Origin of the sequence: Bacillus clarus, from assembly GCF_000746925.1 — a bacterium.
GTDB lineage: Bacteria > Bacillota > Bacilli > Bacillales > Bacillaceae_G > Bacillus_A > Bacillus_A clarus.
In genome coordinates this window covers 134552-159861 of sequence record NZ_JMQC01000011.1, presented here as the reverse complement: position 1 = coordinate 159861, position 25310 = coordinate 134552, and the positions used below count along the sequence as shown (strand labels likewise).

Annotated in this window: 8 protein-coding genes, 6 pseudogenes and 1 riboswitch; of the genes and pseudogenes, 2 read left to right on the top strand and 12 right to left on the bottom strand. The window is 34.4% G+C overall.

Annotated elements, in window-relative coordinates:
- Positions 1–170 precede the first annotated feature (170 nt).
- The 7 genes and pseudogenes from DJ93_RS28715 to DJ93_RS28695 all read right to left on the bottom strand — a co-directional run.
- Complete coding sequence (locus DJ93_RS28715; RefSeq protein ID WP_052109777.1) at positions 171–9260, bottom strand: non-ribosomal peptide synthetase; 9090 nt, start codon at positions 9258–9260, stop codon at positions 171–173.
- Between the two features lie 225 nt (positions 9261–9485).
- The gene (locus tag DJ93_RS32970) at positions 9486–9650 is read right to left on the bottom strand and encodes a hypothetical protein (protein WP_161785280.1); all 165 of its coding nucleotides are present in this window, start codon (positions 9648–9650) and stop codon (positions 9486–9488) included.
- Between the two features lie 838 nt (positions 9651–10488).
- A complete protein-coding gene (locus tag DJ93_RS28710) occupies positions 10489–11646 on the bottom strand; it encodes a serine hydrolase domain-containing protein (protein WP_042984971.1) in 1158 nt (385 codons plus the stop codon).
- A gap of 1191 nt (positions 11647–12837) precedes the next feature.
- A complete protein-coding gene (locus tag DJ93_RS28705; RefSeq protein ID WP_042984969.1) occupies positions 12838–14841 on the bottom strand; it encodes a serine hydrolase domain-containing protein in 2004 nt (667 codons plus the stop codon).
- 405 nt (positions 14842–15246) lie between these two features.
- Positions 15247–16623: pseudogene (locus DJ93_RS28700) on the bottom strand (lytic polysaccharide monooxygenase auxiliary activity family 9 protein).
- A 285-nt stretch (positions 16624–16908) separates the two neighbouring features.
- Positions 16909–17067, bottom strand: a pseudogene (locus DJ93_RS34260) (dTDP-4-dehydrorhamnose reductase); the annotation flags it as partial.
- A pseudogene (locus tag DJ93_RS28695) lies at positions 17051–17506 on the bottom strand (FtsW/RodA/SpoVE family cell cycle protein); the annotation flags it as partial. The pseudogenes DJ93_RS34260 and DJ93_RS28695, both read right to left, overlap by 17 nt.
- A 209-nt stretch (positions 17507–17715) precedes the next feature.
- Positions 17716–17879: riboswitch (M-box (ykoK) riboswitch) on the top strand.
- 245 nt (positions 17880–18124) lie between these two features.
- Between DJ93_RS28695 and DJ93_RS28690 the strand changes: the two are divergent.
- A pseudogene (locus tag DJ93_RS28690) lies at positions 18125–18812 on the top strand (LCP family protein); the annotation flags it as partial.
- Positions 18813–19137: 325 nt separating this feature from the next.
- A complete protein-coding gene (locus tag DJ93_RS28685) occupies positions 19138–19431 on the top strand; it encodes a hypothetical protein (RefSeq protein ID WP_042984967.1) in 294 nt (97 codons plus the stop codon).
- A gap of 752 nt (positions 19432–20183) precedes the next feature.
- On the opposite strand, the gene DJ93_RS28680 is transcribed toward DJ93_RS28685, so the two are convergent.
- The 5 genes and pseudogenes from DJ93_RS28680 to DJ93_RS28660 all read right to left on the bottom strand — a co-directional run bounded on the left by DJ93_RS28680 (position 20184) and on the right by DJ93_RS28660 (position 24214).
- On the bottom strand, positions 20184–20498 hold the full coding sequence (locus DJ93_RS28680; RefSeq protein WP_042984965.1) for a DUF3892 domain-containing protein: 315 nt from the start codon (positions 20496–20498) through the stop codon (positions 20184–20186).
- 224 nt (positions 20499–20722) lie between these two features.
- Positions 20723–21334: pseudogene (locus DJ93_RS28675) on the bottom strand (DUF4256 domain-containing protein).
- A 415-nt stretch (positions 21335–21749) separates the two neighbouring features.
- A pseudogene (locus DJ93_RS32710) lies at positions 21750–21917 on the bottom strand (IS4 family transposase); the annotation flags it as partial.
- Between the two features lie 131 nt (positions 21918–22048).
- Positions 22049–23269, bottom strand: a complete 1221-nt coding sequence (locus DJ93_RS28665; protein WP_042984964.1) for a macrolide family glycosyltransferase — start codon at positions 23267–23269, stop codon at positions 22049–22051.
- A 675-nt stretch (positions 23270–23944) separates the two neighbouring features.
- Positions 23945–24214, bottom strand: a complete 270-nt coding sequence (locus DJ93_RS28660; protein ID WP_042984962.1) for a DUF1292 domain-containing protein — start codon at positions 24212–24214, stop codon at positions 23945–23947.
- Between the last annotated feature and the right edge of the window lie 1096 nt (positions 24215–25310).

Here is a 25310-nt window from a genome sequence, read left to right as displayed (position 1 = left end):
GAACTACTTCTTCCGTTTCTGATGTGTATCCCAGACTTTAATAGTATATATTAAACCTGCTATCTACTATATGTAAATTTATATATTAATACTTACATTCTTGAAACTAACATCAATTTCAATTAAAGAGTGTGCTATATATTTACACACTCTTTAATATGGAAAATACATCAAAAGTTCAGTTCAATTTCCCGGATAGAACTTTCACTTTTTATTGCTTTTTCGCTTAATTTGACATTGTGTAATTGAACATTTGGGTTTTTCACAACTTCTGATAAAACTATCAAGAAATCTTTTGATAATTCATTAATTCTGCTCTTTTCAAATAATTTCTTGCAGAATTCAAAACTACATTTAAGTTGTTCACCATCAAGATTTACAAACAATGTTAAATCAAACTTAGCTATCGTATGATCTCGAGCATAAGGTTTAAATACTAAATTTTCTATTTGAAGCTCTGTTTCTTCGGTATTTTGTAAAACAAACATTGTATCAAATAGTGGGTTACGGCTCTTATCTCTTCTTACATTTACTTTTTGAACCAGCTCTTCAAAAGGATACTCCTGATTTTCATACGCATTTAGCATTGTTTCTTTCACTTCCTGAACATACATATAGAACGTTTTGTCTCTCACTGGATAATTTCGTATCGCTAACGTATTAACAAACATTCCAATGATTGGCTCTAAATCAGCATGCGTTCTTCCTGCGATAGGAGTCCCTACAATAATATCCTCTTGACCACTATATTTTGCTAATAGTGTTGTATATGCCGCTAATAAGACCATATTCAATGTCGTTCCTGTTTGTTTTTCTATCTCTTTTAATCCGTCACTAATTTGTTTGTCAATTGTAAATTCTACTATGTCTCCCTCGTAGCTTCGTACCGATGGTCTCTCATAATCGATTGGTAGCTCTAACTCTGGAATTTCCCCCTCAAACATATTCAGCCAATACGCTTCCTGTTTTCTCATTCGTTCACTTTGCATTTCACTTTGTTGCCAAACTGCGTAATCCTTATACTGGATTCGAAGCGGTGGCTGTGACTCACCTTCATACAACTGAATAAATTCCTTGATGATAAGATTTGTTGAGACACCATCAGAAATAATATGATGTATATCAAACAACAACACATGGTAATCCTTACGAATTTCAATTAATCCAACTCGCAATAACGGTACCTCTTGCAAATTAAATGGACGTACGAAACGATCGATATGTGTATCTATCTCCTCTTTTTCAGCTTGTATCTTTTCGAGAGAAAACATCACTTCAGAATGTATGTGCTGCACGGGTTCTCCCTGAATCATCTCAAAACTTGTCCGTAATGACTCATGACGTTGAATTAAGTTTCGGAATGCTTCTTCTACACGAGCAGAATCAAGTTCTCCTTCCACAATCATTACACCCGGCATATTGTAACTTAACTCTCCACCTTCTAATTGACTCAAAATGTACATACGCTTTTGTGTCGAAGAGACTGGATAATACGTTCTTCTTGGTGTCACTGGAATAGACAAGTAAGTCTGTTCCTCACTACCAGTAATAAATTCAGCCATTTGTTCAACTGTCTGATATCGGAAGACATCTCTTAACGTAACATTGACGTTCATCTGTTTATAAATCTTAGATACGAGTGTAGTCGCTCTTAATGAATGCCCACCTACATCAAAGAAATTATCTTTTATCCCAATTTTAAGATCTCCAAGAATGCTCTTCCATATATCAACTAAATGCTCTTCTATTTCTGTTCGAGGTTTGACATATTTATTGTTCGTTAACTTGCTTTCCTCGACAGCAGGTAATGCCTTGCGATTAATCTTCCCATTTGGTGTTAATGGCATTTGCATAAGCTGTATAAAGTAAGAGGGAATCATATACTTAGGTAGCTCATCAGATAGGATTTCTCTTAAACTTTCTGTATCAATCTCTTTATCTGCTACAAAATACGCACACAAACTCTTTTGTCCACTTTCATCTTCAAGTGCGATTACAATTGTTTCTTGAACTGCGTCTATCTTCAATAATTGTGATTCTATCTCACCAAGTTCAATTCGATAACCCCGAATTTTCACCTGATGATCAACCCGGCCTAGATATTCAATATTTCCATCTGGTAACAGACGAGCTAAGTCTCCTGTTCTATACATTTTTTTCCCTAAATCAAATGGATTATTTACAAATTTCTCTGCCGTTAATTGAGAGCGGTTAAGATAACCTCTTGCCAATCCAACTCCTGCAATACACAACTCTCCTGGTACCCCAATTGGTTGTAAATGACCTTTAGTATCAACCACATACAGTTGAATATTGTCAATTGGTTTACCAATTGGTATCTGTTCTAAAGTTTCTTCCAATGGACAATCGAAGTATGAAACGTCAATCGTTGCTTCAGTCGGTCCATATAAATTGATTAGTCTCGTCTCATTATGCATACCCAGTAACTTGTTAAATCGTTTTACATGTTGCACTTGGAGTGCTTCACCACTAGCAAATACTTGACGCAAACTTTGCGTGCAATTCACTTCCTCAACATTCTGCACATAATCTAGAAAAACAGATAGCATAGAAGGTACAAAATGCATGGTCGTAACATGATTTTCCTCAATTGCTTTAATAATTAATTCTGGGTCTTTCTCATTACCCGGAGCAAGAAATACGACTTTAGCCCCTTGCGCTCCCCACCAGAACAATTCCCAAACAGATACGTCAAAACTGTATGGCGTTTTTTGTAAAATGGTGTCTGTTTCTCCGATAGGATATCTTTTTTGCATCCAGTGAATTCGGTTGACAAGTGCTTGGTGCTCTATCATAACGCCTTTTGGATTTCCTGTTGTGCCAGAAGTATAAATCACATAAGCCAATCCATTAGGGCCTACTTCCGATTTCAAGTTCGTTCCTTCTTTATGATAAGATTCCTCATCGTCCAGCAATACTATCTTCCCTACGAAAGATGTACGTTCTTGAAATTGGCCTTGCATTAATAATATAGTAGCTCCCGAATCCTCCAATATATATTGGATACGCTCTTCTGGATATTCTGGGTCAACCGGCACATAAGCGCCACCTGCTTTTAATATTCCAAGTATCCCGACAATCATTTCTAATGAACGTTCTACCATAATTCCAACTAACTGATCTTCCTTTACTCCTGCATTTCTTAATGTTCGTGCCAACTGATTTGCTCGTGCATTCAGCTCACGATACGTCAATTGCTGACCTTCGAATACCGCCGCAATATGATCTGGTGTACGCTCCACCTGTTCTTCGAACAATTGATGAATAGTCTTCTCACGTGGATATTCAGCCGCTGTATCATTGAACACTTCGAGAATCTGCATTTTCTCTTCCGCTGTTGCTAATTCCAGTTCATGTATATCAATCTGTGGGTTATTTACAACTTGTTGCATAATTTGAATCAAATGATTCCTCATTCGCTCGATACTCGCATCATCATATATATGGGCATTATATTGGAACTGCATCTGAATCTCTTTCCCAGGAATTACCATAACGTTAAAATCATAATTCGTTTGTTCAGTCATGGTTACATTCGTTATTGTTAATTCTGTTTCACTATGACTTTCTCCATGTTCCATTTGTTGTTCCACTGGGTAGTTTTCAAATACCATAATATGTGTGATTAAGTCCTGCTTTTGTTCCGTTTGTGCCTGTATTTCATACAATGGATGCGTATCATATGCATGTGAGGCTACCGCCTGCTTCTGATTCTTTTTCATTACGTCTACAAAAGATTCTTTCGCATCACAACGAATACGCACAGGAATTGTGTTAATGAATAAACCAATCATATTTTCTATACCTGGTATATCAGCTGGTCTTCCTGATACAACACTTCCAAATACAACATCCTGACTACGATTGTATTTTTGTAATAACATCCCCCATACTGTCTGCATCAAAGTATTGATAGTAACCTGATTTTCACTAGCTACCTGTTTTAGTCTTTCCGTCAATTCTTTATCAAGATCGTAGGTTAAGTGTTTCAAAATATATCTTTCATCTCTCACAGAAGAAGTAACTTTTGGCAACTGCGTTTGCCCTTCATACCCACCTAAATAATCATTCCAATATTTAGATGACTCTTCTTGATCTTGTGCTTCTAACCATTCAATATAGTCACTATATGGCGTTACCACAGACAATTCAGGTTCTCTTTGTTGTTGAATTGCATAGTAAATTTCGAAGATTTCCTGTGTCACCAGTGGCATGCACCAACCATCCATTAGGATATGATGGAAACTCCAAATAACATGGTATGTTTGCTCCTCAGTACGTAAAATTGTCATACGCATTAATGCATCTTCAGCAAGATTAAATCCTCTTTCTTTATCTTCAGTCGTATACTTCTTCACCCAATCTTCACGTGATGACTCTTCCATTTCATGAAGATCTTCATAATGAAGATCAATTTTTCTATTTCGGTATACGATTTGTAACGGCTCATCATTCCAAGCACTCACAAAGTTAGTTCGTAATATAGCATGTCTTTGCACTAATTGTTCTAAACTTTGAGCGAACGCCTTTAGATTCATACTACCCTGCACATTAAACGTTGCTTGTTCAAAATAAGCTTCCGATTGCGGATTCATCAAGCTATGAAATAGCATACCTTTCTGCATTGGAGTTAACGGATACACATCTTCAATTTCGCCTATGTGCTTGGTTTCCTGTACAATACGATCTAATGCTTCAATCGTCATCCCTTTGAATGTGATATCACTTGGTGTGAGCTCCGCTCGCTCTTTCGTTACACAATGTTCAATGACTTCTTGTAGGCTCGCTTGTAGCCCATTCGCCAATTGCTCTATTGTTTCTCTTTGGTATTGCTTTTTACTGTAGTTAATTCCTAGTGATAAATTCCCACCAGATATCATTCCATTAATATCCAGAACATACGATCTTTCATGATTCTTATTCTCGAAATCACCACTCGAATAAGAGGACATCTGCATCGTAGTATTCTCTAAGTCTTGATCAAACTGCCCCAGATAGTTGAAGCTAACCTCTGGCTTCAATGTAAACATCTGCTTTTCTTGATTTTCAGATAGATATTTTAAAAGACCATATCCAATCCCTTTATTCGGAATGTGGCGTAATCCTTCTTTAATATTCTTAATCTGGTGAGAGATATCGCTTGCTGCTTCAATCGGTAGGACTACTGGATATTGACTCGTAAACCAGCCTACTGTACGAGTGATATCGAGATCAGAAAGAATAGATTCTCGTCCATGTCCTTCCAGATTTACAACAATGTTTTCCATTCCTGTCCATTTGTGAATCGCCATTCCTAAAGCTGTTAACAATAAATCATTGATTTCAGTGTTATATGCCCGGTTTGTTTGTTTTAATAACTGCTCCGTTTCAGAGGCTGTCCATTGGACCGTGATGACTTCACTATCCTTTATCAAACCACAATCTTGTTCCTCATCTTTCGGCAACAATCCCGTTGGGATTTGTTCGATTTCATTCCAATATTCGCGCTCTTTCTCCATCTCTGGACTGTTGGTGTAAAGAGATAATTGTTCTGCCCATAATTGGAAAGAATCTGTTTTTTGTGGTAATTGAATATCCTCTCCGTTTACCGCCTGATCGTACCCTGCCTCAATATCTTCCAGCAATATTCGCCAAGAAACGCCATCCACTACTAAATGATGGATAACCATCAACAAATGATCGCCTTCTTCACATTGGAACAAGCCCAGTTTCATTAACGGTCCTTCACTTAAATCAATGCTACTTTGCATCGTATTTACAGCCTCTTCAATCGCTGAATCCGGATTGCTATTTCCTGTGAGATCCATCACTTCCAGACTGAATAATTCTTCTTCCTCTATTCCTCGGTTCCATGCCTCGTACACTTGTTCTGTTTGACGGAATACCATCCGCAGCGCATCATGATGCTCAGTAATTTTTTGCATAGTCTTACGAAGAGCTGATACATCAAACCTTTGTTTCCGATATAACATAAACGCTTGGTTAAAGTGATGCGGAGCTGTCACCTCACGGTCAAAAAACCAATGCTGAATTGGTGTTAATGTAACCTCGCCTGTTACTTCGCCTTGTTCAGCAACTCGCGTTATTTTCTCCACATATGGGCTTAAAGACGCTACAGTCGAATATTTGAATAAGTTTTGCATATCTATTCGATAACCAGCTTGATACAATCTCGAGGAGACTTGGATAGATTTAATTGAGTCGCCTCCCAAGTCAAAGAAATTATCCAATACCCCAATTTGCGGAACACCAAGTACCGTTTGCCAAATCGAAACTAGTATTTCTTCTACCGGGGTTTGTGGCGCAACATACTCTGCATCTGTTTGTAGATTTTGTTCTGGCGCAGGTAACGCTTTGCGATCAACTTTTCCATTTGTAGTCAAGGGTAGTGTTTCTAATTTAATGAATACAGAAGGTATCATATAATCTGGCAATTTCTCTTTCATAAAGGAACGCAATTCATTGATAGAAATTTCTTGATTTAGTACAGGAACGATATAAGCAACTAAACGCTTATCATGATCCTCATCTTCATGTACGGTTAATACTACTTCGCGAATGATTGGAAAGGCACTAATAACCGATTCAATTTCGCCTAATTCCATTCGGAATCCTCGAATTTTAACTTGCTGATCTATACGTCCTAAATATTCAAGTTCACCATTTGTTGTATAGCGTGCTAAATCACCACTTTTATAAAGTTTAGATTTAGAATTAGGACTATACGGATTGGAAATGAATCGTTCTTGGGTTAAATCCAATCGATTTAAATAACCTCTTGTGACCCCATGGCCACCAACATACATCTCACCTACAACACCATCTGGAACTGGTTTTAAATTTTGATCTAAAACATATACATTTAAGTCAGGAATAGGAATTCCAATTATACTTCCTTGCGGATTTCGAACATCTTCCCATGAAAGTGGTCGATAGGTAACATGAACTGTTGTTTCTGTGATACCATACATATTTACTAACAATGGATATTGATCTCCATGACGTTCATACCAAGGTTGTAAACTAGCCAAATCTAATGCTTCTCCACCAAAGATAACATAACGAAGATTTAGCTCCCTACTATTATGCTTTTCGTCCTCTTGCATAAGTTGGCGGAAAGCAGAAGGTGTCTGATTAAGTACCGTAACTTTTTCTTTACAAAGTAATTCATAAAATACTTCAGGAGATCGACTCACCATATATGGCACAACTACAAGACGGCCTCCATACAACAACGCTCCCCATAACTCCCATACAGAAAAGTCAAATGCAAATGAATGGAACATTGACCAAACATCTTGATTACTAAAGTTATACCATTTCTCTGTCGATAAAAAGAGTCGAACTACATTACCATGTTCTACCATTGTTCCCTTTGGTTTACCAGTGGAACCTGAAGTGTAAATAATATATGCTAGGTTTTCTGGAGTGACATTACTAATCGTATTCTCCATACTCTCCTGAGTAATGAATGTCCAATCCTTATCTAATAAAACTAGTTTCGTATTATGCTTTGGAAGGTTAGATACGATATTGCCTTGGCTAATTAAAATTGGAACTTCTGAATCCTCTAACATATATGCAATTCTATCTTGTGGATATGCAGGATCAATGGGTACATAAGCTCCGCCCGCTTTAAGAATACCTAAAATGCTAATAATCATTTCCATAGAACGCTCTAAATAAACGCCCACTTTTGTCTCTGGCCCTACCTTATTTTTTTGTAAAAAATGCGCTAGTTGATTACTACGACTATTCAGCTCACTGTATGTTAAACGTTGATCTTCAAATACCACAGCCATAGCATCAGGTGTACGTTCTACCTGTTCTTCGAACAATTGATATACTGTCTTTTCATGTGGAAATTCAGAAGAAGTATTGTTAAATTCATTCAATAACTGTTTCGTTTCATATTCATTAATTAGAGATACTTCAGCTATTTTTTCAAAAGGATGATTCATGATATGTTCCGCAATTACGAATACATGTCTGAATAGTGCATCAATATACTTTTCATCAAATAGACAAGTGCGATAATCAGCATATATCTCTAAATATCCCTCATCTATTCTTTCAACTACATGAATAAGAAGGTCATTCACTTCATTTCCACAAAAAGTACTTTTCATGTCCATTTTAGTACCATCCATATCTACCATATTCCTAAATGGACGATATTCCATAGCAATACTAAAGAGTCGACCAAGATCTGGCATAGAATGTATTTGTCTAACATCTTTAATCAACTGATTATATGGATATTTCTGGTGTCGAAGGATTTTTATTTGCTCCTTCGATACTTGTTGCAAAAATGAAATTATATCATCTTCAGGATCTAAAGAAACTTTAACAGCCACCGTACTAGTGAACATTCCCACTGTTTCTTTTTCTTGTCTTGTGGTCCGGTTGGCATAATTTGTTCCAATAATAAGATCTTTTTCATTTGTGACTTTATTTATATACATATATAAAGCACCTAAGAAAAATGTAAATATACTAATTTTATTTTCTTTGCAAAACGCTCTTACTTTGTGATAAAAATCCACACTTATTTCTAAGACTTTTCTTTCCGCAGCTGTACTCGCTAATAAAGGGTTATAAGGTTTCAATTCGGTGAAATCTGGAAGAGATTGAAACTTTTCTAGCCAAAATGCTTTGTCTTTTTGAAAACGTGCTGACTTTTCATACTCTTCTTCCGCTTGCATATAATCTAGATACGAATGTTTTTTATACGTATCTAAAAAAGTTCCTTTTACCATATCAGCATAATTTTGATTCACATCTTCAACAATCTGAGCCAAAGAAATTCCATCGCATATAATGTGATGAATTTTAATATGATAGCCATATTCCTCATCATTAATTTTAAATATCGTAATTTTATACAATTCAGAATCATACAGCTTCATAGAAGTTCTATTATGAGAATCTAGCCAATTTTCTACATCATCTCGTGTTGATGTTTCAGAGAAATCGATATAATCTACTTCTTTATATGTATATGGTTCAACATACTGCTTCGCTTCACCATTCTCAAAAGTTAATTTTATTCGAAAAGCATCATTTTCTTTAATAACAGATTGAAAAGATTGTTGCAAAACATCTATATCTATCTGTTTTTGCATCTTTACTGTTCCTGAGAGGATACAGGCATTTGTGTTCGGATAAAGTAATTCTGTATACCATATTCTGTTTTGTGCTTGAGTTAAAGGCAATAATTCAGTCGTTTTTGTTTTCATTTTTTCTCCACCTTCAATATATGATTTGAATTATTTAAGCAATAGAATGAATGTTAATACATTACCTTCCCTTTTTCTAAACCTGTTACGGACATTTTTCTTTTAATTCAGTTTTATTTATTTTCTGTATTTTCAAAAAAAAAATAACGTTATATTACAGTTTTCGTTATATAATCACAACTAAGAAAAATGTCGAATATTCAATGGGAATTTTTTTTGGATTTCTTATTGGACATCCAGAGCTCCTTCTGATGGAGGTGGTGCTGGATTATGAATCCCTTCACGCATAATAAAATGATTGATATCCGCTTTTAAATCATTAAAAGTTTCACCAGGTCCTATAGGTACCCATACTCCGCCTATTTCTACTGTTTTGAGTGCTGTACTCACCTCCCTTCTCCGACAAGCTACCATCACTTGTGTTTTTTTCGCCTTCGTTCAGCTATTTGCACCAGAACCAGCCTAATGGGCATGTGCCCTAACCTTCCTTTGTATAAATCTTCATACCCATCAAGCTAATATTTGGAGAACCTCCCATAACGAAAATTTTACCTTTTTGGCCTCACCATATCCAAAAAAGAAAATTGTACGTGTAGACACAAATTTTACTGAAAGTTTATATTTATATAAGGATTTATTGCTTTATCAAGTTACTTTTAAGATTTATCTATATATAAAAGATGATTTTTATTCATCTTGAACGATTTGAATTGGATATAAAATGTTATGAGTTCTATAATTATTTTCGTTGTGTTTGAACTAAAACCTATATTACATAAAAATTCGTTGAGCAACTTCTATAATTGCAGCAACACTGGATAATAATACGAAACCACCTAGGCAAGACATAACAACAATTTGATTGAATAATAAATCTTGATTTTTTTCCATGAGAATTCGCCCCTTTATCATATTTTTTAGGTTTGATTGATTATCTACTATTAGTTTATATGGAACCTGATATTAGAACCATCGAAGTATATAACAAGTCACTTACATTATTGTAAGGAACCTTACAGAATTGTAAAAAAACGCTATTCCATTGTAAGAATAGCGTTTTTTTACAATTTAGGGAGGAGTTTGTTTTATTAGCTTAATAGCATTGGGTTGCCAACAAAACCCCAAAAACCCCCAATTTTTTTCAGAGTAAGTTGGGGGTTTTTGAACCAGAAAGGTATATTTTTAACTATAAAAACTATGACAAAATTTATCCGGTTTACCTTTTTGCTTACTTACTAAATTCAGCAAGTAAAATATTTTTAAAGTTAGCTTTACCCATACTGTTCAAATTGACGGCCAACGTATGCTTACCTCCAAGTGTACCCCCAACAAGAGTAACAAATCCTGGAATGCTACCTGTGTGTCCCCATATCGAGACACCGTTTGGAAGCTTAGTTTCATAGATTCCAAGACCATATCCGCTGATTTCAACACTTCCTGTAGGAACTGTAGTAAGCATTTGTTTTAATTGCTGTTCCTTCAGTAATTTGCCACTGAGTAAGTAAGAGAAGAATTTGTTTAAGTCGTCAGCAGTAGAAATCATATCTCCAGCCGAGCTAGCTATACTTGGGTTATAATAAGTAACGTCTTTTAGCTCACTCGCTCCGTCTGGTTGGAAATATCCACGGGCATGCTGGGTGCCTGGAATAACGCTTGAATTGCCAGGTAGGAATGTATTCGACAATTCAAGCGGTTCAATAATCCGATTTTCAATTTCTTCCGCATAGCTGTTCCCGGTTACTTTCTCAATAAGGATACCCAGTAATACGTATCCTGTGTCTGAATAAGACCAGCCCTTTCCTGGGGCAAAGTCTGGAGGCAGAGAAAGCCCAATCTTCACTATTTCTTCAGCGGTATATGTTTTTTTTGTATTCATCATATCAGCGTCTTTTGACCTTAAGTATTCAGCGATACCACTTGTATGGTTCAATATCTGCCGGATAGTAATCTGGTTACCATCATATCCGTTTCCTTGAACAACACCAGGCAACCATTTTTCGATGGAGTCGTCTAGATTCAGGCGGCTCTCTCCAGCTAATTGAAGTACAACTGATGCGGTGAACGTCTTCGTCACGCTGCCGATGCGAAAGCGACAATCTGTTTTCATTGGTTTCTTGGTGCTCAGATTTGCTACTCCAGCGGCATAACCCCACGTTTTTCCATCATCGGAAGTTTTAGCAAGTATCCCCGGGAATCCAAGATGCAATGTATCCCGCATTGCTTGCTTGACGGAATTACGATCTCGTTGAGTGCTTGTGTGTGACGAACTAGATACATTTTGAGTGGGCTCTGCTTTTACAATTGAGGTTGGTGTTGTGTATAACAGGGAACTTCCAGCTATTAAAAGGGCCAGACTTGCAAATGTAATTTGACTACGTGTTTTCATAAGGCATTCCTCTCCTCTATTCATATTGTATAGGTGGTTGCTTGCTGTTTCATATTAACCCCACAGCTATCCTCTCCACTAATGACAAAGGGTCAACATTGAATTCGTAATCATCTTCATAATTATTATTTTTACAAACGCCATTCTGTCCTAACAAACGGTAAATCCCTCTTTTTTCACATGCATGTTAATCCTAGGAATTATTTCTTTTCCTTGAAAAAACTCGTGTTAACTGGTTTGTTTTTCATATATAAGTCATATCTGTTCCGCCTTTCACGCCTCTTTATATTTTTATTGTACACAATGAAAATCTCTTTTTCCTTATCTATTCCTTACAAATTCCTTACGTTCAAAATAGCTTCTATAATAGGGTAGAAGGAGCATCTGTGCCGGAAAGTTCAAAGTATTTTCCAATAAATATATGAATCAAAAAGAAACACAGAGGTTTTTCACTTCTATGTTTCTTTTTTTCTCCCTTTAAATATTAAAGATTCGGTTTACTCTTAACAGAGTGAATTCCGGCTCTTTTCTAATGTGATTTTTCTTCTTGCGATATAACACAAATGACATTGCGCTGCATGAAACACTCCTAACGTTGTTAAAATCACTTGTTTCTAATTAGAAATGTATTTAACCTAGAGGGGGACTCCATATCCATCAGCTTAAGAAAAATAAAAGCCCTCAAAACGAAAAGATGAGCTGACTTCTCAAAGTAACTACCTGTAGAAAAAGAAAATGTTCATTTAGGGGGTATATTTAAATCTTAGCTTGATGGACATGTATGGTGCCCCCTTTTTACAGTTATTTACGAGAGCTCGGCTCCTTTTGGGGAACAATTGTTTATACGAATGCACGGTGCCCCTTAGATAAAATTTCTTATGTAAAATAACCATAAGTAGGTATCTATAACAGCCTTTAATATCACATTTTCTTGTTCAATTGTCGAGCGGTACATCAACCGCATACACACTAACCTTTCATTCTACCTACAGACATAGATTGCATCATTAATTTAAACAAATAGAAATGAGCGTCAAAAACGAAAACGCAGCGGTCTTGTGAGGACCTTGCTGCGTTTAATTTTCGGATGAAACTGTTACGATTACATTAGGCTAAAACATGGATTACGATGCACGTTTTTAGCAACAAAACCAAAATCTATAGCATGATTTAAAACTAGATTGAACCAACTTAACTAGATAACATAACATAAAATAACAATGCAGCTGCCTCTTGTCGTTTCATTATTTGTTTCGATAAATAATCTGCTGATCCATCTTCATTATATATAACCTCAGGTCCAACTAAACGATGACCTACAATGTTTTTGACAGACTCTATTGCCCAATTATCAGTTTCTCCCTTCAAGGTAGCATCTGCAGGGGGTGCTCCTAACATTTTTAAATACTGCCAAGCAATCCAGGCTGCTTCTTGTCTAGTAATGGAACGGTCTGGATAAAATTCTTCCCCTTCTCTTTCGTATAAAATACCAAGTTCATAAAGCTTTTGAATATGAGCTGCATACTGATGGCCTTTTACATCAGAAAATACAGGATCTTTTTTTGAAGGTGGTGCAATGTAAGCAATTTGAGACAGCCAATATGAAAATTCTCCACGTGTCAGTGGGGCTTGAGGAACAAAATTCCCCTCTCTATTTGCTGTTAATATTTCATATTGGTGTAAAGGATCTATAAATTTAGCGTATGGATGATTTTCCTCTACATCTTGAAATCTCTGAGGATCACTTAGTTTGACTGCTGAACTACCAGAGTTCCAGTGTATCATTTCTTTTACATTTCCGTCCTTATGAAGTTTAAACGCCATATAATTACCTTTTTCATCTTCAAATAATAATGGATCTACTTGTTTTAATTCCTGTTTACCATATAATCTATCGTTTACAAATAACTTTCCTTCATTTATTTTCACATGTGTAATAAAGTTTTTTAGCCGTAAATCACGGTAAACGCCTTCAAATTTCTTTAACTCTTCTTCACTAGGTTTTAAATACTCTGGCTTTATTTTGTTTGGAAAATAGTGATTCATAAATTCATCAAATAGTTTAATAGGAAGTGATGATCCATCTTTATTTGTAACTACAAAAACTCCAATTTTATGTTCAGGTATTAGCCACATTAAAGATGAAAACCCCGGTATATTTCCGCCTTTTCCAAAAACATATTGACCATTATGACTTTGCGGTGAAAAGAATTCAAATCCATATGTCATATTTGGATATTTTGGATGTAACGCAAACTTTGTTTTTTGCATATCTTGAACCGTTTCTGTTTTTAGTATTTGGTTATTTTTAAATTTACCACCATTCAATTGAGCAATCATAAAATTAGCTACATCACTTCCTGTAGAAAACATACTCCCTTGGGGCATGTCTGTTGGTCTTGTTTGATAAAATGGGATAGCATCACCTTTTTCATCGTATCCTGTTGCAAGCTTATCTTTGATAAAATTGGTCATCACAAAACTACTATTATGCATCTCTAAAGGGTAAAAGATATTTTTAGCCATATATTTATAAAAAGGTGTGTTTGTCAAATTTTGAACAATATACCCTTGAAGCATAGAAGCAAAATTATCATATGTATACGTATCTCCTGGCTTTCTTACTACTGTGGGCATATTTTCTTCTACATAATCTTTAAGTTTTGTATAATCATTAGCTTGGTAATGAATATCCCCTAGTCTAGGATCTACGTAATCAAACCCTGTTGTATGGGTAAGTAAATGTTGCATTGTAACTGGTTCACCCATGTTATTTTGGTACTTTAATCCCCCCATATAATTTACTATATCTTTATTTAAATCGATTTTTCCTTGTTCAACTAATTGCATGACAGCACTAGCAGTAAAAACCTTTGATACTGACGCTAATCGAAAAACTGTTTTTTGGGGATCGATGGGAATATTATCTTCTTTATTGGAAAAACCGTACCCTTTTTGAAATAGAATTCGATCATCTTTGACAACCACGATTGCTACACCAGGTGCATTTTCTGCTTCCATTTTCTCTGGAATTATTTTATTGGTGAATGCTTCTACATCTTTAGTATTTAATGCTATAGAAGAAACTGTTTCAGCCTTTGAATTATTACTAACCAAAAAGGCTAACAAGAAACATATACTTATAACTACTAACCTTCGAAAATGATTATTAATTCTATTACTCCTTCTTTCCAAATTAATTCCCCCTTTAAATCTGGATTTTTTGATTATTTTTTCAATGGGCTAAAGACTGCCCTAGACAACACAACCATATTCTACCATTATTTGTTGTGTTTTTCTAATTTTATTTATATTCTGTTATTTTAATTCGTGTAGCTTTAGGATAAAATACAATGAATCATCAACCTTACTTATAGGATTGCTGTTAAAAACTAAGTAATAATTGTACAATATAATCTTTTTGTCTCTAATCCCTTGAAACGACAAGTGGTTAATAACCCTTGTTTCTCTAAAACTGGATACCAACTTCAGAGAAGCATAGTCTTGCACAAAAAAAGGAAACATAAATCTGCATTTTATGCAAAATTATGCTTCCTGTCATAAGTACTACTCTCATTCCCACTTATATCACTATAAAATTTACTTATTTAAAATTGGTTTCCATAATGACAAAGCAAATATCCAATTTGGATCCCCGTTTCCTTGATAGCTTTGAACAGCCTCGTATACCTTACCTTCATGCTCTACTTTATCGCCTTTTTCATATGCTTTATTAGGATCTCATTTCTCGTAAGATGTCCCTTGTTCTTTCGTAGTAATAGACACAATATTACTCTTAACTGATTCATTTCCTGCTAAATCAACTGCCGTTACCGCATACTTATAAGTAGTATTTACTTGCAAATTTTTGTCTAGAAAAGATGTAGGATTTGCTGTTCCAATTTTAATCATAGTTCCAGCAGTTTCTCTATATATAACATAATGGTCAACACCTACATTATCTTCAGATGGGCTCCACATTAAATCAACACTTGTTGCCGTCGTACCCATACTATGTAATCCCTTAGGTTGAGTTGGTGCTTCTGTATCTGGAGTCTCATCCGTAGTCTTGGCAACTAATGTTTTACTTTCCTTAGATTTGTTACCTGCAGTATCTAACGCCTTTACTGTATAGGTATATTCTGTATTAGGTTTTAATCGTTTATCAACAAAGGTTGTACCTGGTACTGTATCAATTACCTCTCCATTACGTAATACCTGATACTCCTTTACTCCTACGTTATCAGTAGAAGGATCCCACTGTAGCTCTACACTATTTGCAGTAATTTTCAGCGTCTGTAACCTTGATGGTTGGCTTGGTACTTCTGTATCTGGAGTTTCATTATTCACTAGATTCACATCAATTACATTATAAAAAGCATTTGACGTATCTGCTACATCCCATACCGCTAAAATGACATGATAACCACTACGATCAGTTGGTACATTAATGGTATGTGTTAAATTATTTGATGCTGCAGAACCGTCATGATTAACAGTTCCAATCGGCTCAAGATCAGCACGTGTTAGTGGTTTATTAGGATTCCAACCTTTTTTAGTGATGTAATAATGCCATTTACTTGTTGAATGTGCTGCTGTATATTTCCATGTAAATGTATTTGGTCCGCCTTTAATTGTATTCTTAAACCAACGATCTGATGTTTGTTGGTCAAGAATTCCACCAAATAGGCCACCAGCAGAAGCAATTTTTCCATCGATTGGCCCCCCCTCTGGAAATCCTTTAGGCGCTTCCAGACTTTGAGGCTCATACATTACATTTCCACAATTTAAGTTAAGTGACCCATAATTCTGACTACATAAAGCAGTACGGCTACCCGGTTTTTCAACAAATCCATGAGCATACGCACTTTCAGGAATCAGTGTAATTGTCATAACTCCAGCTGCTAATATGCAAGCACTTATCCCTTTTTTACTTTTATTCAACTGTGCAAATTTAGATGTTAATTTCATATTCATTCTTATACCCCCTATATTTTGTGTACGCTAATATAATAGCAATATAGGAATAATCAAACAAATTAACTATAAATATACTAATAGGCCAAGGATATAAACACGTTTACGTTCCATAAATAGGCTAATATGGAGCTAAATAAAATAAATACGCATTATTTATGTGACATTTTGTATCAACAATGAATAATGAAAGCACAAAGATTCACAAAACCTTCAAATATATATAAATCCCTTTATAATATTTATATATTAATTCATTATAAATTTAATATATAAATCAAGTGATTATCCACTATTTGAGTCTGCTTTATACTCTTTTAATGCTTCTTTCCAATGTCTTAACGGTATCAATCCATTTAGAATAATGCATTCTTTACTTAACACTGAATATTTAGCCCTATTAGATGTTCATGGGAATTCTTCTGTCGTTATAAGCACATTTATTTATTTTATTTAAAATTGAGATGTTTATCAGTATTCCCATTGCTATTAAATTAGCCATTAAAGAACTTCCCCCAAAACTAATAAATGGAAGTGGTGTACCTGTAAGGGAAAGAATCCCCGTAACGCCTCCTAAATTAACAATAGATTGCAGACCTATCATACTCCCAATTCCTATTGCTATTAGACTTCCGAATGGGTCTTTACACTCTTGAGCAATTTTATAAGAGCGAAGTACTATGCCTAATATGCCAATTAATATGACGAGTACCCCTATAATACCAAGTTCCTCAGATACAATTGCCATGATAAAATCTGTATGGGGCGCGGGTAAAAAACCTCGCTTTTGAATGCTATTTCCAAATCCAGGCCCACTAATCCCTCCAGATCCAATGGCAATAAAAGAGTTCACAAGTTGGTAACCATCCCCTTTTACATCAATACATGTCTCCTGACGCTTATATTACTGAAAAGTAATGAAGATAAATAAAATTCAAATCGAAAATCTTCCAGATAATTCCTGGAAATTTCAACTTGATTATCTCTCATTGTCAATATAACCTATAACTTGTACAAAAGATAAATTTCAAAATTACTATTTTCACGTTAAATAAAAAACACAACATATAATTTGTTTATACTGCAAATAAAATATGTCTCTGTTAGGTGAGGCTCCTGTATAGAGAAACGCTGCTACCCAAAAATGTCGAGAGACGCCAATGGGTCAACTGGAACGGTCGGATTAAGGCCCTTCTTAATGTAGCTGGTTTTAAACCTATGCTGTACAGTGCTAAAACCCAATGAGGGGGACTTCTACGATAAAATGACTTGTTTAGCTTTTTCTTAACCAGGTTTGTTTGTATCTAAAAGGCCTTTACTCATATGAGCAAAGGCCTTTTTAATGTGAATGTAGTTTCAAAATATAATACCAAAAGAAAGGGTGAATCTCTATGAAAAAAATTGGTTCTATCAAAACAAAATAAAAGTTGTTTTGGATACATTATTTATTATTTTCATTTTGGGAGGAACGTATATATACTCTTAATTCAATAATTTTAGTGATAAAACATATCGTGAACTCGAAAGAGGACGAAAATCTATGAAAAGAGAACATAAAATATTCCCTTTAAAAGATAATATTTCAATTTTAGTTATGGGGGAGGACAATAGCGAAACCAGAGCAGAGGAATATGAAAAAAATGCAAGATCAGATGCATTAATGCTTGCTACCATTAATAAAGATAATGCTTCAATTAATTTAGTAAGCATTCCCCGTGATACTAGAGTCTATCTCCCGATGAAAGAAAAGGAAGATAAAATTGCACATGCACATGTCTTTAGTCGTATAGATGGTACAATAGATACTGTTGAAAAGTTCTTGGATGTTCCTGTTGATTATTATATTAAATTTTGATTCATTCTTCGCACTTATTGATACGATTGGAGGGATTGATGTAGATGTTCCCGTTACGTTTACAGAACAGGATAGCCAAGATCAAGCTGATGCTATTCATTTAGAAAAAGGCTATCAGCTAAATGGTGAACAAGCCTTAGCACTCACTAGAACACGCCATATTGATAATGATTTTATACAACAAATAAAATGTACTGATAAATATATAAATGGTATATATTATGCGCAACCTGATGTAGAAAGTGTCCGAAAAATTTCAAAAGATTTAAAACAAGAATTACAAAAAAATAAGGTTTTTACTATAAAAATCTATTTCATGTTAAACAGCTTTTGATAAGTAAAAAGGACAGATTGATTTATAGAATTAACCTGTCTTTGTTTCGATTATTTTCCCCTTTCTATATGTGCAGACTGATTGTAACAAACCTTTGACTTACACCAAATGAATTTCATCTCCCACTTTCATTGGGTTTCGTCCTTCATATTTAGAAGTGAGACGATTCCCTCAGATAAATGAACATAAAAATACCTTACATGTGTATATTTGTGTGGATTGAAACGTCATCTCAACAATTTCTCAACATTTTTTCATGGACAATGGCACATTTTCACAACACCGTTAATATCTTAATATTAAATAGCAAAAGGAGGTATTAAAAATGTCTTGGTTAGTTATTTTTGGGATTATTTTTTTATTAAGCGTAAGTTGTTTTGAGTCTCATAATATTCATATCATTTTTAAAATCGATTCTAATAAAAAACCTATGGCAAGTTGGTCTTTTGTTAATAACATAAATCTCCAAACATTTAAAGAGTTATTAACAAAAAGAAATAAGAATATTAAAAGTTTTATTCTAGGTGAACTGTTCATTCCTTTACATTTATTTAATAGAGTACTAAGCAAAACAATCATTTTCCTAATACTATTCTTTTATTCTCAATACTTGAATTAAATACATTAAATAATCTTTTAAGCATGAGTTACCTAGAATATCAAAACAAGGGACCTTCTATTATGAAGGTCCTATCTACATACCACTCTGAATAAAATAAATTCGTGAATTTGTTCATATAAATATTACAACGTATTTAACGAGGGGTTAAATGGACTGAGGATATTGTGTTAAGAATATGGATGTGAATAGTAATTTAAAGCGTAAAGAACAAAAACACATAAAATTGGTGTTTCACGCCTTCACTTTTTTGAGGAAGAGATATTCTGTCGGAACATGATAAAACGATATTCGCCCTTCCTTTCTCCCCTATTACTACTATGTACAATAAAAGAACGAAAGTACTGTATGAATAAAACCACAACTGTAATAATGAATAATCTTTGTTTCAAAATAATTTATTCTATTATTTTTTATATAATAATGTACAGAAACAGATTAATAAATTATATTATTTTTGATGTTGCTTTAGAATAAAGTTTGATCAAATTGATACTAATAACTTTAATAAATGAACAAAAGAAAAGAGCGTGTTTTGAAAAAAGGTTGATCAAAACAAACTCTTAATATATCCCGATAAATCACTCTTTTATAAAAAAGATTGATCATTTCTGTTATCCTTATTCAATTAAAGCGCCCTATAATTGAATAACTGATGGTTTTCTTACAGTAAGTTTACGAAGTTCACAGTAAATTAGTAAAGTAAAGAAGAGAATATCCAAATTAACATTCTCTTCTTGAGGTTTACCCGTTTAAAAAGAAGGTAAGTTATCTAAGTTATTTTCTTTAATACCATCGGGTTCACTACGTATAATATCCCTACCATACTTATGAAGTACGTCCACATGAGCTAATTTTCCTGATTTTGCTTCATCAAGAGCAGTAATATAATCTAATTCTCTTCCACTACTTGTTTTAAAAGCAATAATATCATCCTCATCATTTTTACGAACTGCAACAATTTGTTCTACTCCTGAATCGACTTCCCGGGCTACTTCCAATTGAGCTTGGTCTTCCCCTTGTTGTAAGTATTCATTATAAATTTTTTGAAAGTCTTTTTTATCCATAAAATCCACCTCCAAAACATTTTATTAGTATGTTCGGAAGCTATTAGTTTTATGTACTATGTTCCTTAACAAATGTATTGTTTTTACAGTTTTTCATACTTCCATTCCATAAAGTTCGAGTACAATTCTTGCTACAGAATTGCGCCTGATAGTTGAAGAGTGAAATTAAAACTTATCCCTAGGTGATCCGTTCTCAAATTCAAATTTAGCTGTCTGTGCAAAATTCAGACCCTTAGCGAGCCACGAAAACCCCTGGCGGCATAGTAGGATTCTGCTCCATTGTGATACACGAAGACGTGCCCGAAGCGACAATCGCAAAAAAGGGCACCACCGAGTTCTCTAATATCAGAGGGTGTTTGTACCCAACTCGACGTTTTCATATCGAAATTTTCAAGTTTTTGCAACGCCCGATATTGTTCTTCCGTTAATAGTTCAATGCCCATGGCAGTTGCCATATCAATAGCGTCATTTTCTGGTTTATGTTTTTTTCTTGACTCTAGCCCTTCACGATCATAACAAACACTTCTGCGACCTTTAGGACTTTCCGCTGAACGATCATAAAAAATGTATTCGCCCTTCTCTTTATCATGACCAACTACATCCGGTTCACCGCCAGTTATTTCCATTTCATTGAGCGACCACAGTTTTTCAGTATTAGCATCCAGCTTTGCTTGGACTTTAGCCTATTCAAGACCTTTATGGCGGTTCATGTTTTTCTCAAAACGGGCTTTCAATGTTCTGAGTAATTCTTCACGTTGTTCTAGTGACAACTCCTTTTTATTGTTGATTTTATTTCTCTTTGTCAAGTTAGTTCCCCCCTTATTGTTTTTACTCATAATAGTTTAAGTATATATAAATATTTGTTTTATAATAAATCGTTTAAATAATTATGTGAATTCAGTTTACAATAAATTATATGATTTAGTAAATTCATTTCTCCACAATCTGGCCCTTTAATTGAACAATACAACTGGGGTTTAAGGGTCAAAAGAAAAACTCTAAATTAATACAGAGTTTTATCAAATTTTTTTTATAAATTATCAAACTTTATTTCAAATCAACATTTGAGGATGAAATTTGGGTGTGTTTCATAATAGCTCTCTTACTCAAAATATTTCTGTACCTAACATTTAAAATAACCTTTGTCAAAATATTTGGCAATGCAGCTGTTAAATGCTACATAATTATAAATACTATGCTATATTCCCTTCGGACATCTCAAAAAAAAAACTGATAAAATATAGGGAATTCAGCTACACCTTGGCTTATCCATACGCATAAAGCTACTAAATCTTGTGCTTGATACTTACTTGTTCGCTGCACAAACCCCACATTTCTAGCAATATTCTGTAAGACATTTGGGGATAAAAGACTTTGAATATCCTGTGCAAATTGTTGTAATTCGTTAGATACAGACATACCAAAAACGTCATCCTTTCCTATGATTCTACAGAAAGAATAACGTATTTTTTCATTTTGGGAATATTTCTTTTTGTTAGCTTTTAGCTTGGTAATCATGCCCTATCCTTCTCTATACAGACAAGCCCCTTTTATGAACGAGTGAATTTGAAAACCTCATCAGCTGCTTTGACATACCCGCCTGCATCACGGAATGATTGACTAATTTTTTTCGCATTGTCCTTATAAATCGGATTTTGGAAAACTTCACTAACAGCTTGTTTTAGATCTTCAACTGTTAGTTGCTGAATATCTAATATAACTCCTGCTCCAAGTTCTTTTACCCGCTGGGCAACTATAGGTTGATCATTCGTCATTGGAAGCATAACTAAGGGCACTTCGAAATAAAGTGATTCGCTTGTACTATTCATGCCACAATGGCTTATAAAGACATCCGTTTGACGAAGTACGTCCAATTGAGGAACATAATTGCTAATTATAAAGTTGTCTGGTACATTTCCCAGCTGTTCTATTGTTAATTTCCGCCCTATATTAAGTACCACTTTAACATCCAAATCCTTTAAAGCTGCGAAGCATTTTTGATAAAGATCAATTTGTTTGTTTAGGATGGTCCCCATAGAAATGAAAATAACACGTTTTTCTTTTAATGTATCAATTGGAAAATCACCTAGATTCTTACTATCCATAATTGAAGGGCCGACAAAAATATAATTACCCTTGAAATTATGGCTATTTCTTTGAAAATAAGAAGAAGTAAAGACGATATTCAGATCCCCAGAGCCAGAACAGAGCAAGAAATTTTCAGGTAACAGAACTTCATATTTCTTTTCTAAGTGTTTTTTACATTTTTCTATTTCTTCCAATCCTAAAAATGCTTGTAGCATGGCCAAACTCTCTTGCTTCCGCTTCATATCACTCGTCCCTGTAAGTTCCATGTTTGATTTTATATCTTGTAAAAATGCAAACGTGGTCCAAGTGACAATAGATAATAACTTGCTTTGATGTGCAATCCATTTTCCTATTAACGATTGTGCATCGTATAAAATATAATCATAAGTTTCTTTTGAAATTTCATCTAAAATAGTATCCGTCATCATTTCTAATGCACTCAGAAATTGTAGCAAATATTCTCGCGGCTGGGAGTTTAGAAGATTACTACTTTCTTGAAGTTTTCTCTGTGCCCCTTGGTCAACGGGGCGAAACTCAGCACCTGTTTTATTTATTTTCTCCTCAAAGTCATTGGATGAATAATAGACGATATGTTCCCCACGTTTCACTAAATCATTTACTAATCCCAGCGTTGGATTCACATGACCTTCTCCAAAGCTACTAATATAAAGTGCTTTTGCCATTACTTTCCCTCCAGTAAATATAGTTTGGTATTTGTTTTATTAAAAATAATTAAAGATCTGTCTATGACCATCACAATAGTCTTAATATTCATGGTCATTAGAATTAAGTGTTGAACTCATCTTTACGTTTAGGAGCATGACCAGTAATAATTCTATTTCCATTAAAGTATACCCATCTTATATATCTAATTTTAAACTTCGCCAACGACGCATTTCGAAATAGGGCGAAATACCGATAGAAAACAAACTTTATTTCATTTCGTTTATATTATAGCAAACACTTTAAATTTATGTCTATATTTTATTATTATCGCGATTTTCACACAAAAAAGAAGGTTTATCCTTAATGAAAGAAATGATACTTTTCTCTACAGGTAGTTATTTTGAGAAATCAGCTCGTTTTTTTCGTTTTTGGGGCGTTTATTTTTCTGAAGTTGATGGATGTGTGTCGGGACCTCATCTAGTATTATTTTAATACATCGAGAGATGGTATAACCGCAAACAATAGAAAATTTGGCTGAAGATGTAACTTAGATTTAACTATTTTTGTGTCCAACATCTTGACTCAAATCCACTGTTACTTTGTTTATGTATGATCAATCATTAAAAATGTTTTTCAACCATATATACAAAAAAGAGGGTAGATATGCATCACCCTCTTGTGTCAAACCAAGATCATTCTTGCTCATCCATAATTTTCTCAAACGCAGCAGATACTTTTTCAAATTCCTCGTCACTCTCTATGTATGAGAATTCACTATCTTCTTCTACTTTTAAAAAGAAGATATCAATGTCTTCCTCTGTTTCCGTTTGAATGTCTTCTACAAAGCCAACAGCAATGTATTCTGCTCCTTCGACATTCATCGCTCCAAGCACTTCAACTTCCTGCTCCTCATTACTCTCATCGCTAAGGGTAAAAATTTCGCCTACTTCAATTTCCGTCATATTCATTTTCCTCCTGTCATATTCTAAAAAATAGAACGTTCAAATTGCATACTTACTAGCATATCTTTCCATAAAAAATCAAATTAATACGAAAAGAACAACAAATTCTTGCTGCTTCATCAATTTCATGTAAGAGTTTCTTATAGGGAGAGCGTCACATTGCTATCAAGCTAACAAAATAAAATACCCCCTAAAATGAAAAAATACGCTATTCTTTCTGTAGAATCATAGGAAAGGATGGTGTTTTTTTCATTATGTGGATATGAAATTATTTTAATTTGATGGGGTTATGTTTATAGTTTTTTTAAAGTATGTGCAACCATTAAGAGTAATCGGAGATTTTCTGGAAGAACATGTAGATTTCTTAGAAAAATATGACAAAGGAGGTGACTTCATTTTTTCTGGGAGACGTGATCCTAAAATTGGTGTTGCACATCTTCATATTTTTGAGAAAGGAACCCTTTATTTGTGCACTTAATCTGACTATATGTTTTTGTAATTTCACGTACCATAATTATAATAAAGTTCTCAAAAAAGGTATATAAGGGACTTCACCTTCTGCTCCTTTTATTTATATGCTCATATTCCTTTCATTAAAGCTTAATTTCCAGCTTATTCTCTACTCTTCCTTCTTTTATAGATTCAATAATATATAATTATACGCAACCACCAAACATAAGAGTAGCACCTGCTAACTAGCTCTATTTTTGTTCATTGTGTTAGCACTTAAATTGAATTACAACTACATTCTTCATATTTAATAAACACTTTCAATAAAGAGTTCAAGAAATCCACGAATAAAAAAAACGAGTGCTTTGAAGAAACGCACTCGTCCAAAAGAATTTACCAATCTCGACGCTTATCGCGATCACAATCATGATCATGTTTACGTTTACAACGACATTCATCACAATCTCTATGTCTGCGTCTGCAAAACATTAAATCATCCCAAAATCTATTACAATCTCGAAAATGTCTGAAACGACAATTACAGCTCATAAATATGATTCACCCCTCTTAACAATAGGATTCATCATATTTTATGATTAAAAGTTAAAATGGCTTGTTTACTAGTCTATGTTCTGCATTAGAGAGT